8 protein-coding genes are annotated in these 14,902 nt (G+C 58.6%); 3 read left to right on the forward strand and 5 right to left on the reverse strand.

Going from position 1 to position 14,902, the window contains the following annotated elements:
• Positions 1–74: 74 nt before the first annotated feature.
• Both GGR28_RS05850 and GGR28_RS05855 read left to right on the forward strand, forming a co-directional pair.
• Positions 75–2,918 (forward strand): gliding motility-associated C-terminal domain-containing protein, encoded by a 2,844-nt coding sequence (locus tag GGR28_RS05850; protein ID WP_183494807.1) that lies wholly within the window; start codon positions 75–77, stop codon positions 2,916–2,918.
• A 202-nt stretch (positions 2,919–3,120) separates the two neighbouring features.
• Positions 3,121–5,913, forward strand: a complete 2,793-nt coding sequence (locus GGR28_RS05855; protein WP_183494808.1) for a T9SS type B sorting domain-containing protein — start codon at positions 3,121–3,123, stop codon at positions 5,911–5,913.
• Here GGR28_RS05855 and uxuA read toward each other — a convergent pair.
• The 4 genes from uxuA to GGR28_RS05875 form a co-directional block, all read right to left on the reverse strand.
• The gene (gene uxuA, locus GGR28_RS05860; protein WP_183494809.1) at positions 5,897–7,039 is read right to left on the reverse strand and encodes a mannonate dehydratase; all 1,143 of its coding nucleotides are present in this window, start codon (positions 7,037–7,039) and stop codon (positions 5,897–5,899) included. The two genes, GGR28_RS05855 and uxuA, sit on opposite strands and share 17 nt — an antisense overlap.
• Before the next feature lie 86 nt (positions 7,040–7,125).
• Complete coding sequence (locus tag GGR28_RS05865) at positions 7,126–8,277, reverse strand: Gfo/Idh/MocA family protein (RefSeq protein ID WP_183494810.1); 1,152 nt, start codon at positions 8,275–8,277, stop codon at positions 7,126–7,128.
• Positions 8,278–8,324: 47 nt separating this feature from the next.
• Positions 8,325–8,519 (reverse strand): hypothetical protein, encoded by a 195-nt coding sequence (locus GGR28_RS05870; protein WP_183494811.1) that lies wholly within the window; start codon positions 8,517–8,519, stop codon positions 8,325–8,327.
• 346 nt (positions 8,520–8,865) lie between these two features.
• Positions 8,866–9,888, reverse strand: a complete 1,023-nt coding sequence (locus GGR28_RS05875) for a hypothetical protein (protein ID WP_183494812.1) — start codon at positions 9,886–9,888, stop codon at positions 8,866–8,868.
• Positions 9,889–10,327: 439 nt separating this feature from the next.
• On the opposite strand from GGR28_RS05875, the gene GGR28_RS05880 reads away from it, so the two are divergent.
• Positions 10,328–13,393, forward strand: a complete 3,066-nt coding sequence (locus GGR28_RS05880; protein WP_183494813.1) for a DNA polymerase III subunit alpha — start codon at positions 10,328–10,330, stop codon at positions 13,391–13,393.
• Positions 13,394–13,422: 29 nt separating this feature from the next.
• Here the strand turns inward: GGR28_RS05880 and GGR28_RS05885 are convergent, their stop codons facing one another.
• Entirely contained in the window at positions 13,423–14,817 is a 1,395-nt protein-coding gene (locus GGR28_RS05885; RefSeq protein WP_183494814.1) for a M28 family peptidase, read from the reverse strand.
• Between the last annotated feature and the right edge of the window lie 85 nt (positions 14,818–14,902).

Here is a 14,902-nt window from a genome sequence, read left to right on the forward strand (position 1 = left end):
TGCGTACTGTTCGTCTCTCATTCTTACACCTTCTACTTGTGTTGTCCCAAAAACAATTTCGTGCACGCATTTGCGTGTCATTGCTTGCGTTGTCCCTCGTCCTTCCCCTCTCTGCCCAAGAAAACTGCGCCAATGGCGTCGACGACGACGGAGACGGACTCATCGACCTGAACGACGCGGCCGACTGCAGTTGTTTGCTGCCTTCCGTGACCACTTCTTTACTGCCCAACCCCTCCCTGGAAGCGTTTGCCTCCGATCAGGAAGGTTGTGCTTCCCGGCAGCCGGGCGGGCTGCCCGACGGCACCAATCAGGCCAACTGCCTGGTGGGCTGGCAGAGGGTTTCGCTGGGCACCACCGATGCCTGGAACGCCTTCACGCTGCCCGGATCGTCGCCGTCCTTTCCGGCCGAGCTACCCCAACCCCTGCCCAGCGGCACGAGCGTGGCCGGCTTCTGGGTCGGGGTCAAGGATACCCACGGCCGTCAGTTCCGCAACAGCAACGGCACGTTCGCTAAGAGCTACCGGGAGTACCTGGCTGCCTGTATGGTAGACGGAGAATCCATCTACAAAGAGGAGGAGTACCGGCTGACCTTTTCCCTGGGCTTTACCGAGCCGCAAACCCTGACCATCGAGTACACCGGTGCCGTCGTGGACATCGCGTCTCCCGGCCCCGTAGAGTTGGGCATCTATGGAGTAAAGAACTGCGACCAACTCGACTTCGGCGGCTTCTACGACTGCCCCGAGGAGGCGGGCGCCGCCGGCTACGAACTCATCGCCAACGTAAAAGTTTCGGGAGAGCCCGGTACCTGGACGCCGGTCAGCCTGGACTTTACGGCCGCCGAGGATTACGCGGGCTTCGCCATCGGCGGATCCTGCGCGGCCGACATCGGCCGGCCGGACGGTGGGTTTTACCGAAACTACTACTTCATTGATGACCTGATCCTGAACGTCAAGACCGCCTTCGAGCAACCCGTTGCCGGTCCCGTATCGGTAAGCGGGCAAACCATTTGCGCCGATGAGATCGTACTGACCGGCCAGCCTACCGACGGCGCAACCTACCAGTGGTTCCGTGACGGCATCGCCCTACCCGGCGCAATCAGCCGCGAACTGATCATCACGCCGGACCTCAACACCGACGGCGTATACACCATGCGGGTATCCACCGCTGGCGGCTGCGCGCTTACCGAAGGAGTGATTATTCAGCGGCCACTGGTTTTCGATCAGTTTCCCGATTCCGTAGCACTATGCCGGCCGGGAGAGTCCATAACCCTCTACCCCACCTACTACGGTAATGCGACCTACCAGTGGAGCGACGGCAGTACCGGCGAGTCCTTTGCCGTGAGTGAGCCGGGCGACTATTCCGTCACCGTCAGTACCGCCTGCATCCAAAAGGTGGAGCGGTTCACCGCCGTGCACACCTCCGAAATCCCCCATACCTATACCTTAACCCCGGCCAACCCATGCCTCGGGGACACGGTCGAGGTAGCGCTTTCCACCCACTGGTATACCTCCCTTACCGTGTACTCCCTGCCCAATGGGGAACGCCACTACGCTAAAAAAGACGAGTCAATCCGGGTAGTAGCGGGCGAGACGGACCAGATTCAGGCTTACCTCATCTCCGCCTGCGGCGTCGCTTCGGACATCATCCCGATCCCCGTTGCCCAACCCTTCGAAGCCTCTGCGAACGTTACGGACATGAACTGTCACGGCCCCTCAGGTCGCATCGAACTGACGGTGGATGGTGCCGACGACGTCAGCTATGCCTGGACGGATCCGGTCGGCCAGCCAATGAGCAATTCGACTTCCGATCTAGTCGTCCGATTCCCCGGCACTTACTCGGTGACCCTGTCCGGGCCGGGCCATTGTCCTACTACCTTCAGCTACGACGTCACCGATAACCAACAGTTTGCCCTAAGCGTAAGCGCAACCGATGTTACCTGTGACAACGACGCCATGGCCATTGCGGTGGTCACCGGCGGTACTCCCCCCTACGCGGTGAACTGGTTGAGGGAGCCCGATGCCCCCCCGATCACCAGAAATCAATCGGTAGTGACCCAACTTCCCAGGGGCAACTACGCCGCCGCGGTGACGGATGCGGCGGGGTGTGTCGATACCACAGCCTTCGCTGTAGCGGGTCCCGAACCTCTCCGAATTACGGCCGTCCCCTCGGTAACCGAATGTCACTCCGATACTGCCGGCGTACTCACCGTAACCGCCCGGGGGGGTACCCTACCTTACACCTACGTCCTGGCCGACACCCTGCAGCAATCCGAACCCGTGTTCACCGGCCTCACCGAAGGCGCGCACCGCATTACGGTCACCGACGCCGCTGACTGCCAATCCTACCCCCTGCCCACCCGCGTGGATTTGCCGACCCGCTTCTCGATTGATGCTGGCGCGGACCAGCAGATTTCCCTCGGTGAGTCAGCAAATCTGGACGTTCGAATCTCCGGCATCGATCCGACTACCGGTGCCCTCAACTGGACCCCGGAGGACGAGTTGACTTTTTCGACCGAAAGCCCCGCAAAGCTTGCCGCAGCCGTGACCCCGGTGTCTACGACCACCTACACCGTCACCTTTACCTCTTCCGAGCAGTGCAGCCTTTCCGATTCCATCCGAATCTTTGTTGACAATACGCCACGGGTATACGCTCCCACCGCGTTTAGCCCCAACAACGACGGCATCAACGACTACTTTACGGTTTACCCCAATCCCATGATTGCGGACGTGCTGGATCTTCAGGTGTTCGACCGTTGGGGCGGACTCATCTGGCAAAAGCAGGTCGCCAGCGCAGCGGAATGGGATGGAACCAGCGATGGCCAACCCCTCCGCGCGGGCGTCTACGTCTACCAGGGAGAGTTGCAATTGCGGGACGGATCCTCCACGACAATCCACGGTACCGTGACCCTCACCCGGTAAAAAAATCCGCCGGGACGCGAACATTTGAGGCGTGCTACGTTTATTAGTGTGTATATATTGCGCTGCGTATAAAGTTTTGCTTTATATTTGTAGCGTCTTACAACACTATTGAACTAAACACAACACAGTGACAACCGTCCAAACCGTCCTCTTGATGAGGGCTTGGTCGTTGCTGCTCGCCTTCTTTTTAGTAGGCACCTCTTTGTTCGCACAAGAAGACTGTTCCAATTCCATCGATGATGATGGCGACGGTTTAGTTGACCTCAACGATAAAGAAGATTGCAGCTGCGCTCTTTCCTCCGACATTACTTCCCTACTGCCCAATCCATCCCTGGAAAGCTTTAACGCCGACCAGGCCGGATGCACCTCTGTCCAGCCCGGAGGTCTTCCCGACGGGGTGAACCAGGCCAACTGCCTCACCGGTTGGCAGCGGGTCTCCCTGGGTACTACGGATTCCTGGAATGCCTTCACCCTACCCGGCGCCGGCCCCTACTTTCCCGCCAAGCTTCCGCTTCCGTTGCCCAGTGGTACAGGCGTGAGTGGGTTCTGGGTCGGCATTAAGGATGCCCCCAACCGCAACTTCGTTAACGGCGACGGCTCCACCACCAGCCAGTACCGGGAATACCTGGCTGCCTGTCTGGTCGACGGCCAGCGCATGGAAACCGGAAGAAACTACCGCCTGACCTTCTCCCTCGGGTTTATGGAACCACAGGTGGCCGTCGACGACTCCATCTCCATCGACATCAAGTCGCCGGGCCCCATCGAGCTCAGCATTTACGGCGTACGTGAGTGCGGTCAACTGAACTTCGGGGAATTTTACAGCTGCCCGGAAGAGGTCGAAGCAGCCGGATACGAACTGATCACCAACGTTACCGTAGACGGAACTCCAGGGGATTGGACCGACGTAATGACCGATTTCGTAGCCAGCAACACCTACGCCGGCTTTGCGATCGGCGGCTCCTGCGGTCCCGACCACGAACGTCCAAACGGCGGGCTGTACCGCAATTATTACTTCATCGATAACCTGATCCTGAATACACCGGATGCCTTCCTGGAGCCCGTAGCCGGCCCCGTACAGGTAGACGGCCTCACCGTCTGTGACGAGCAAATCACCCTTACCGGCCAGTCCACCCTCGGTGCTACCTACCAGTGGTACCGCAACGGAATCGCCATGGTGGGACAGACCAGCCCCGTGTTAAACTTGCGCGGTGGGTTCTCGGTAGACGGACGCTACGCACTGCGGGTATCTACCCCCGTCGGCTGTGCGGTGACTGATGAAGTCAATATCCAGCGCCCCATCGTTTCGGACCTGTTCCCCGATACCGTGGCAATCTGCAATCCCGGCGATACCATCGAAGTGTACCCCCGCCGTACGAGTGGAGCCACCTTTCGTTGGAGCGACGGAAGCACCGGTGGTAGCCTATCCGTAGTGGAACCGGGCACCTACTCCGTGACCGTAAGCGAAGCCTGTATAGAGCACACGGAAACATTCCTTGCCGCCATCGACCCGCCCTTTTCCTATGAGATCACGACCAGCCCCGCCAACCCCTGTGTAGGCGATACGGTCACCGTGCGGGTCACTTCTAATTCCTACGCGCCGAAGGTGTACTTCCGCTCGCTGCCCGATGAGCGCATGTTGCTTGCCAACCAGGGAACAACCAAGGTGATAGCGGGAGAAACGCACGCACTGCTTGCCTTTATCGGCAATAAGTGTGGCATGAGCATGGATACCATACACATCGCCTCCTCCGACACCTTCGAGGTAGAGGCGGTAGAGATCAATAACCTGGTTTGCAATAGTAGTTCGGGTAGCATCTCCCTTACCGTCGCGGATTCCGACGCGGTTGTCTACGAATGGACGGATGCCAACGGTCAATCGGTAGGCGATGATTCTCCTACGCTTGAGGTTACTACCGCCGGCACCTATTCCGTCACGCTGATGGACGGGGTGAGATGCCCGAAGACGCTTACCTACAAGGTATCGAGCGAATCGTTTACCGCCAGTTATTCTGTAGAGGAGGGTGGCTGCGGGATCGGCGGAAGCATCGCCACTTCGTCGGTTACCGGTCAAGCCCCCTTCTCGTACCGGTGGTACCGCGATGGTCACTTGCTCGCGGAGCAGGCCAATAAGCGCGGTATCTCCAATCTCGCCGGTGGTAAGTACCGCGTCGAGATCGACGATGCCACCGGCTGCACCGTGTCGTACGACTTTACCCTAACGGAACCGTCTCCTCTCCACGCAACCGCTACTACCCTGCCCATCGAATGCGGCAATCCCTACAGCGGAGCAATTTCGGTAACGGCAAAGGGCGGCGTGCCCCCCTACGTTTACCGACTCAACGACACCGAGGAGCAGACCTTCCCGGAGTACAGCAAGCTGACGGCCGGCATCTACCGAATTTCGGTTGTCGATGCCCGTGGCTGCATCTTCCCCCTCGAGCCCATCGCTTTCCGTGCCCCGACTCCCGTGTCCATGGACCTGAGCGATAATCGCACCATCCGACTCGGCGATACCGTTGTATTGAATACCGCCTCCCAGCAAATCTCCTCCACCTCCGGGACCTTTGAGTGGTTTCCCGCCAGGGGACTCAGCTGTACCGATTGCCCCGCTCCCGCGGCCGCGCCCTCCGTTACGACCGAATACACGGTCACGTATACGAACGAAGACAACTGCAGCATCAGCGACCGCGTAGTGGTGACCGTAAACGAACTGCCGCACATCTACGCGCCGACCGCCTTCAGCCCGAACGGGGACGACATCAACGACGTGTTCCGCGTCTACCGGGGAGGCAGCGTAGTGTCCGTAACGGACCTACGGATCTTTGACCGCTGGGGAGAGCTCATTTGGGTACAGGACAGCGAAGAAGACCCGGGCTGGGACGGTACCTTCCGGGGGAAACCCATGACCGGAGCCGTATTCGCCTACGTCGGATCGGTGCTGTTACGCAACGGCATGAGTGTCCCGATCAAGGGTTCGGTTACGCTGATAAACTAGCCGAAAGACCGCTGCGCAGCCCCTCCAGTTCCGCCAACCCCCGCATACGACCGTAGAGGCTGTAGCCGGGGTTGGTGCGGCGTTTGCGATCGTCAAAAATGGTAAAGCCGTGGTCGGGACGGTAGGGAATGTTCTCCCCCCGCTGCAACAGTTCCCGCATTACGGCCGCCATGTCGACGTCCCCCTGCAGGTGCCCGCTTTCCGTGAAGCTTTCGTGGAGATCCCGTTTCACGTTACGCAGGTGGATGAAATTTATGCGGTCCACGAACTCACGGGCCATGGCGGGCAGGTCGTTGTCGGAGCGTGACCCCAATGATCCGGTGCAGAGGCAGAGACCGTTGGCCGGATCGTCGACCATGCCCAGCAACTCGCGCAGGTCGTCCACGGTGGAAACGATACGCGGCAGTCCCACTACGGGCCAGGGCGGATCGTCGGGATGAATGGTTAGTTTGATGCCCTCCCGGGCGGCCGTCGGCACGACTTCCTCCAGGAAACGGCGCAGGTTATCCTTGAAGGTGGCCCGGTTGATGTGGAGGTAGGGCGCGATGGCATCCCGGAACGTGACCAACGTAAAGCTTTCTTCCGATCCCGGCAGCCCCTTGAGCATGGTGGCACTTACTTCCTCGCGGTCTTCACGCGACATCTCTTCGTAGTGGTCGGCGGCCAGCTCTACTATTTCCGCCGGATAGTCCTCGGCCGCATGCTCGCGCGCCAGGATGAACACGTCGAAGGCCACCAGGTCGAGGCCGTTCAGTGCTACCGTCGTCCCTCCCGGCACGGGTACGGCAAGCCGCGTGCGCGTCCAGTCGAGTACGGGCATGAAATTGTAGCATACCGTGTTTATTCCCTCGGCCGACAGGTTTTCCAGGCACTGCCGGTAATTTTTCAGCAGTTCGGGGGCGGCGTCCGTATTTTGTTTGATTCCTTCGTGTACCGGCACGCTTTCCACCACCGACCACGGCATCGATCCGAGCTCTTGCTTGCGCTTACGGATCTCCTCACGGCTCCAGACTGCTCCGTTCTCGATGTGATGAAGGGCAGTCACCACACCATCCACACCGAGGGCGGCTACTTCGTCGATTGTGATGGGGTCTGCGGGGCCGTACCAGCGCCAGGTCGGATACATAAGCGGGGAATTTGATCGTTAAGATTTCAAATGTACACTTTGCCGGTCAGCTCGTCGTACACCAACAAATTTCAAATTGAAGATTTTCAATTTGAAATTTCCACCTCCTTTCCCGTTTCCGCACTCTCGATGATTGCCCTGATCACGGCGATATCGGCCTTCCCCATCGTCCCGGGGGCCATTACTTCGGTGTCGTTAAGTATGGCTAGCGCATCGTCGTCCATTTGGATCGATTGCTGGTTGGGAACCGGCGGTCCGAGGGTTTTTCCGTCGCTGGTGCTGCCCTTCACTCCCTGATAGGGTTGCATGGGTTTCATCTCGTACCAGCCGTTCTCGGCTTCGATGTGGAGTTGGTTGTAGTCCTCGACTACGCTGGTTTTCCCCTCGGCGAGCATGCCGTTGGGGTAGCGCAGGGTGTAGGTTGTGGTTAGGTCGACGCCGTTGGCTCTTTCCTGGCGGCGCTGAAAAGCTTCGACTACGGCGGCCGGGGACATTTGCGTTCCGTAGCGCAATCCGTTGACCGTGTATACGCCCATATCGTAGAGTGCTCCGCCCCCCATGTCCCGTTGTCCGCGCCAGTAATCGGCCGGGGGCGGATTTCCGGCGTAGCCGGCGTAGGAGTTGGCGGAACGCAGCTCGCCGTAGGCCTTATCTTTCGTTAGCTGGATCAGTTTGCGGGTATTCGGCTCGTGGAGCATACGGTAGCCGATGCTGAGCTTTACCTGGGCCCGGCTGGCGGCGTCGATGATATCCTGACACTCTTCCGGCGTCATCGCCATCGGCTTTTCACACCAGACGTGCTTACCGGTTGCGGCGGCACGGACCGCAAAGTCGCGGTGGGTTGCCGTGGGGGTGATCACGTAGATCACGTCGATAGCGGAATTATCGGCGATCCCGTCCATCGTATCGTAACTGTATACGTTCTCATCCCTGATCCCGTACTGCTGCTGCCACTCGGGGATCTTGTCGGGACTGCCCGTGATGATGCCACGCAGTTCGCAGTGCTGGGTCAGCTGTAGCGCGGGCGCGATCTGCCCCTTTGCGTAACCCCCCAAACCGAGGATGGCCACGCCAATTTTGCGGTCGTTTTGCGGCGGCGGGGACGCGGGTACGGGGGAATCTTCGGTAGATGCTGCGTTGTTTCGGCCGCAACCGATGAGGGCCGGAGCAAACAGGAGGCCGGTGGCGGCCGCAGTGCTCTGCCGGAGAAAGCGGCGGCGGGTAGATGATTCAGGCATGGAGGACATTAGTGTTGGATGTCTTCCCAAAATAGGTTTTGCCTTGCTTAGTTCGCCCTTTTCCCCCGCCGCTGAACGAAAAAGGCCAGCCCCAGACATACAACGATCAGTAGGATGTTGAGTAGAACGGGCATCTCGCCCCCGAACACCCCGTACTTCAGCCCAAAGTAACTGGCGAAGTAGACGGCCGTCATGAGGAGAAAAAGGCCGAGGCCTGGCTTGTCTTTACGGAGCGGTTCCATAGCGGAAAGGTAAGGAATGGACTGGGCACCAAAAAAGAGACCCGGGCGCAACTGCCCGGGTCCTTGTTATACGACTGTGTTGTCCACAGCGTCTCTCATGAAAAATAAACCTAATCTTTATATCAAACCGTATCAGGGAGTGATTATAGAGCGCTAAGATAGCGCACATGTACTCATTATAAAGTGGCGATTACTGCAACCATACGTATGCAAAATTATCTTATATCGATAGCGATGCTGGTTGCTACACTTATCAGTTAAAGGGAATACGTCGACGATTGCAAATTAGTTCGCTGGAATTGTGCTTTTATAAAATTTTAACACCATAGGGACAATTTCACCCTAGCTAAAATACGGTTTGGCTGACGAGGATGCGTTCCCGCTGCTGCCGGATCTGGTTGCGCAGGTATCCGAAATACTGAGCGGCGTACTTGCCGGCTTCGGAGTGAAGAGCACTCCCGTACTCGATCAGGTTATCGAACCACTGCTGTACTTCCGTACAAAGCTCCGGATCGGAAGTGGCGATATAATTCGGATTCACGAGCGTGGTGAACAGGTAAGAGCGGACATCGGAGTTCACCAGCACAATGTTGCTGGTATTGGATAGCTCGTTATGGTAGACCCGGAAATCCGGACTATTGTCGGTCGGTGTCTCACCCAGGGGGAAACGCTTCCCCGTATGCACCATCTTCTCGAGGTGATCGACGATGAGGAACAACTCATCAAACAATTGGTAGAGGTGCTCCGTATTTTCGAACCTGCCCACCTGGGCCAGATAATTGATCTGCCGCAAGGTGACGTCCAGTATACCGATTGACCAAAGCTCCCGCGCCGGTACGGTGTAGTACCCGCGGATCACCTGATCGACTACGTCGTGCAGCGATTTGCTGATCAGGTCCGGAGAAAAACTGCACTTTTTCCACTTCGCCAGATTCCAGGTGGTGATGCCGAACATGAATATTTTGAAATTCCGCAGCATCGGTGTTGCCATCTCGTAGTACATGGGCAATTCCGGCGAGGCGATGTCGGCCCTGGCCCCCGGCAGATTTTTCATCGCCTCCAACCCCTTGATGAGGTGGATGAAATGGTCGAATTCATTCTGCACGAAGCGTCGGCCCTCCGGGTACCGCAGGGTGGGCACCCGTCCCTTCGAATGCGGACTGATCTCCGTACGCACCTCAAAGGTCTTGGCCAGTAACATGAGTTCGTCGGCAGTCAGGGCGGTATCGCCCCGCAATCGCCGGTAAACGGCGTCGCGCCCTACGTGTAATACTTTAGATACCTCCTGCACCAATTGGCTACGGGAAGCAAATCGTTGGCCCAGACGGTCAAGGAATATCCGTTGGTAGCTGCTGCTTGCCTGATTCATACCTCTTATTTATTCAGTAGTGCCTCGCTATCCACACGAAATCCAAAGACAATCCCAATATAAACAATTGAAATAATCGACGGTAGCCCCCAGTGTGCAAAAGCACGTACGGTGATCCGGCGTCGGACAGTTCGAAACAACTTAAAATGTTTATAAATTTTTTAAAACAAATTATTTGTTTTAAAGTCTAGTGGTGAGTTACCTTGCATCGGAACCCTTGTCGGTACATACGTTTTTTTTCGGGGGTCTGTTTTAGAGATTCCGGCCTTTTTGTTTTCGTCCCCGCCTTTCTGCTTTATTCTTCCATATTTAGTCAATACTCACAAAAACATGTTCTTCACTTCCCGCCCGGGCAAGGTGGCTTCAGTAGCCGCCTCCTGCCCCGCCCTGCCCCGCCCTGCCCCCTTGTTTCGTCCGGCCGACCGCAATTGACCGCTCCGTGCACCTCAATTGTCATACCTCCTTTAGCCTACGTTATGGTGTGCTCACCCCGCAGGCCCTGGTAGACAAGGCCGCCGCCTGGGGAGTGGAGTGTCTGGCCCTCGCCGACAACAACAGCAGCAGTTGCGCCGTAGAGTTTGTCGCCCGTTGTCGAACCGCCGGCATCAAACCCATTCTCGGCATCACCTTTCGTAATGAAGAAGACCAGTGGCTCTACACCGGCCTGGCCCGCAACGCCCGGGGCTGGTATAACCTGTGCAAGTACCTCAGCGAGCATTCCCTCGACGACCGCCCCCTCCCCGCGGTACCGCCCCGCATGGACGACGTCTGGATCGTTTATCCCCGCCTCTGCAAACCCATCCGCGATTTTCGGGACAACGAGCTGCTCGGCATTCGCCCCCAGCACGTCAACCGCCTCTTCAGCCACGAGTTGCTGCACTACCAACACAAACTGGTCGTCCTGGCACCGGTAGTGGCCGTCAACGACGAAGACTACGACCTCCACCGCACCCTGCGGGCGATCGACCTGAATACCATCCACACGAAGCTCACGCCCCGCGACCTGGCCAAGCGAGGCGACCGACTGCTTCCCCCCGATACCCTACGGCAGTTCTACCGGCCCTACCCCACCATCGTCCGCAATACCCAGCGGATCATCGATTCCTGTACCGCCGAACTGGAGACCGGACTACAAATCAACCGCCAAACCTTTACGGGCTCGAAGGCGGGCGACTATCACCTACTCGAGAAGCTCGCCCTGGCCGGCGTCGCCCGCCGCTATCCCCCCGGCACCCGCTTTCAGAAGGCCCGCCTCCGCACCGAGCGCGAACTGGCCGTGATCAAAAAGCAGGACTTTTGCCCCTACTTTCTCATCACCTACGACATCGTGCGCTACGCCCGCATGGCCGGCTACCAGCACGTAGGCCGCGGTTCCGGAGCCAATTCGATCGTCGCCTACTGTATCGGAATTTCCGATGTCGACCCCCTGGAGCTCGACCTCTACTTCGAGCGCTTCATCAACCCCTACCGCGCCAGTCCGCCCGATTTCGATATCGACTTCAGCTGGGACGAGCGCGACGACGTGACCGATTACGTATTCAAGCGGTACGGCCGTGAGTACACCGCCCTGCTGGCTACCTATTCCACCTTTCAGGGGAGGGCCGCACTGCGCGAGGTCGCCAAGGTGCACGGTCTGCCGAAGGAGGAGATCGACCAGTTGGTCCGCGACCCCCACGGCCGGGCCGCTGAAGATCCCAAAGCACGCACCGTGGTCGACATTGCCCGCCGACTCGTGGGCCTGCCCAACCACCTCAGCATCCACGCCGGCGGCATCGTCATCACCGAGCGACCCATCTACTACCATACGGCCCAACGCCTGATGCCGAAGGGCTTTCCCGTCGCCCACGTCGACATGTACCACGCCGAGGACCTTGGACTGCATAAGTACGACGTGCTCAGCCAGCGGGGCCTCGGTCACCTGAGGACCGCCACCGAACTCGTTCGCCGCAACCACGGCAAGGCCGTTGACCTCCAGGATCTCGACACCATCAAGGCCGATCCACAGGTGCGGGCCATGCTTAAATCCGGACGTGCGCTGGGCTGCTTTTACATCGAGTCGCCGGCGATGCGGGGACTGTTGACCAAGTTGGGCTGCGACAACTACATCCACCTGGTGGCGGCCTCGAGCATCATCCGCCCCGGCGTGGCCAAATCGGGCATGATGAAGGAATACATCCGCCGCTACCACTTTCCGCACAGCTTCGAGTACATCGATCCCGTTTTCGAGGAACACCTCGGCGAAACCTTCGGCATCATGGTTTACCAGGAGGACGTGATGAAGATCGTTCACCATTTTGCCGGTTTGGACCTCGACGAGAGCGACGTCCTGCGTCGCATCATGAGCGGCAAGAAACACAACGGCGATACCTTCGAAAAGCTCAGGCACAAGTTCTTTGCGGGCGCGCGGGTGCGGGGCCATTCCGATGAAACAGCAAAGGAGGTTTGGCGGCAGGTCGAAAGCTTTTCCGGTTACTCCTTTTGCAAGGCCCATTCCGCCAGTTTTGCGGTGGAAAGCTTCCAGAGCCTGTACCTGAAGGCCTACTATCCACTGGAATTCATCGTCGGGGTGATCAACAACTTCGGCGGATTCTACAAAACGGAATTCTACGTACACGAAGCCCGTATGGCCGGAGCGACCATTCACGCACCGTGCATCAACAACAGCCTTTACCTGACCGACCTACGGGAGAAAGATCTTTTTCTGGGCTTCATTCACCTTAAGGGCATTTCGGAGCAGCTCATCCACCGCACGGTGACCGAACGGCAGCGGGAGGGGCCGTTTAGGGACCTGACCGACTTCTGTAGCCGCATCGATATTGAAAGCAGTCAGCTGGAACTACTCATCCGTATCGGCGCATTTCGCTTTACCGGCAGGAGTAAATCGGAGCTGCTCTGGGAGAAAAACGCCGTCTTCAGCCCCCGTATCCGCCGCGAAAACTCTCTTAACCTGTTCGTCCGCGCGCGCCCCGAGCACGATTTTCGCCTCGACGAAACACCGAACCACCGCCCCGGCCACCGGCTCACCTCCACGGAGTTCGATCAGGCCTTCGACGAGCTGGAATTACTGGGATTCCCCCTCTGCTCCCCCTTCTGGCTCGTTTCGACGAGTGAAGCGCAGCCCGAGCCAACCACCTACCGGCAGCAACCACAAATCGACCACGCGACAGTAAGTTCATGGGACGTAGTCCCCTCTTCCCGTCAACCCTCCCATCCATTATCCCGGATACCGGAGAACGGCAACACTTCCCTGCGGGCCTATTTTGTCTGCGACAAGGTCGTGCCTACCGTGAAGGGAGAGCGCATGAGCTTTGGCTGCTGGATCAACGAGGCGGGGCACTACTTTGACAGCGTCCATTTCCCCGATGTATACGCCCGCTATCCCTTCCGTGGGGCCGGGGTGTATCAGCTATACGGCCGGGTCACCCGCGAATTTGATTTTCCCGTTCTGGAAGTAGTGCGGATGGAAAGACTGGGCTACGCATGCGACCTAAGGTTTACCGGCTAGGGTTACTCGCCGGATGGGTGCAGCAAAGGTTACTTCGTGCCCCGGGGAATCAGCGTACTGGGGAAAACGACCACGCTTTCGTTGCCGTCTTCGCCCACGGTGGATACACCGAAGAAGTAATTATCGACCACGATATTTTCGAGGGTATAGTCCAGTTGACCGGCGGGAACGAAGCGTTTGTGTTCCCACTGGGGAGCGGTGGTGAGTCGCCAGTGAACGTAGTATCCGGCAATGGGGGTATTGGTCTGCGGCTCTTCCCAGCGCAGGCGGGTACTGGGCTCTACGGCACCGCCAATCATCACCAGGGGCGGGGCGGCGGGGGCGGCGGCGAGGCCGGCAAGGGTGATGGCATTCACGCCGGTTAGCTTGGCGGCGTAGGGGAAGTTGACGTGCTCCAGCCGATCGCCGTATTCAATGCCCTCTTCCGTACGCAGGTCCTGGTGCTGCTGGGTGTAGTTCTCGTGGGTTTCCATGATGCGCACCCCGGGGATGTTGGCGTCGTTGAAGGGCCGGTGGTGGCCACCACGACCGAAGCGGTCCAGGCGGTAGATCATCATCGGCTCGAGATTGGTAGCGTACTGGCGGGTCTGCCGCTCGATGTAGCGGGCCAGTTGCCGACTGGGGCCGTCTACCTCTCCACCAAAAAAGCGGCGGTAGATGTTCTTGCGTTCGTCTTCCACGTCCTCCGGAAAGTAGGGCTCGGAAAAAATACGGAAGCTGGTGTTGTCCGTGACTCCATCGACCCCGGTGATGTTACCGATCATATCGTTGTTGAGCGTGCCGGTGAGGTTCCACTCTTTCTCCCGCAGCCAGTCGGCCATCCCCTTACCGCCGAAGAGCCCCTGTTCCTCCCCGCTCAGTCCTACGTATAGGATCGAACCGGGAAATTGGTACTGGGTCAAGACCCGCGCGGCTTCCAGCGCACCCGCCATACCGCTGGCGTTGTCGTTGGCCCCGGGGCTGTCGCTGGTCCCGTCGAGCGGATCGCTTACGCGGCTATCGATGTCGCCGCTCATCATGATGAAGCGGTTCGGATCCTGGCTGCCGCGCTGCACGGCGATGACGTTGACCACCCAGGTATCTTCCTTGATCCGGCTTTCGGGGTCTCCCTCGACCAGGTTGCGCTGGTACATCACCTCGAGGCAACCTCCACAGGCTTCGCTAATGCGTTCGAACTCGGAGAAGATCCAGCGGCGGGCCGCGCCGATCCCCCGGGTGTCGCTGGTGGTGTCACTGAGCGTATGGCGGGTACCGAAGTTGACCAGCGTGGTCACGTCCGCTTCGATGCGGGCCGGATCGGGTGCTTCGGCGATGTCGTACATCCGAAGATCGGCGGCGGGTGGCGGAGCAGTGGGCGTGGTGTCCTGAGCGTAACTATTGAGGCCAAGAAAACAGAGAAAACCGGTTAGAAAGGGCTTGTACATATAGAAGTAGTCGTTTGCGGGCTACAATGTACACTGTAGCATCGATCCGACGGTACGGCGCGGAACGCTGCCCTATTTCATTGCA

The organism is Neolewinella aquimaris (assembly GCF_014197245.1).
GTDB lineage: Bacteria > Bacteroidota > Bacteroidia > Chitinophagales > Saprospiraceae > Neolewinella > Neolewinella aquimaris.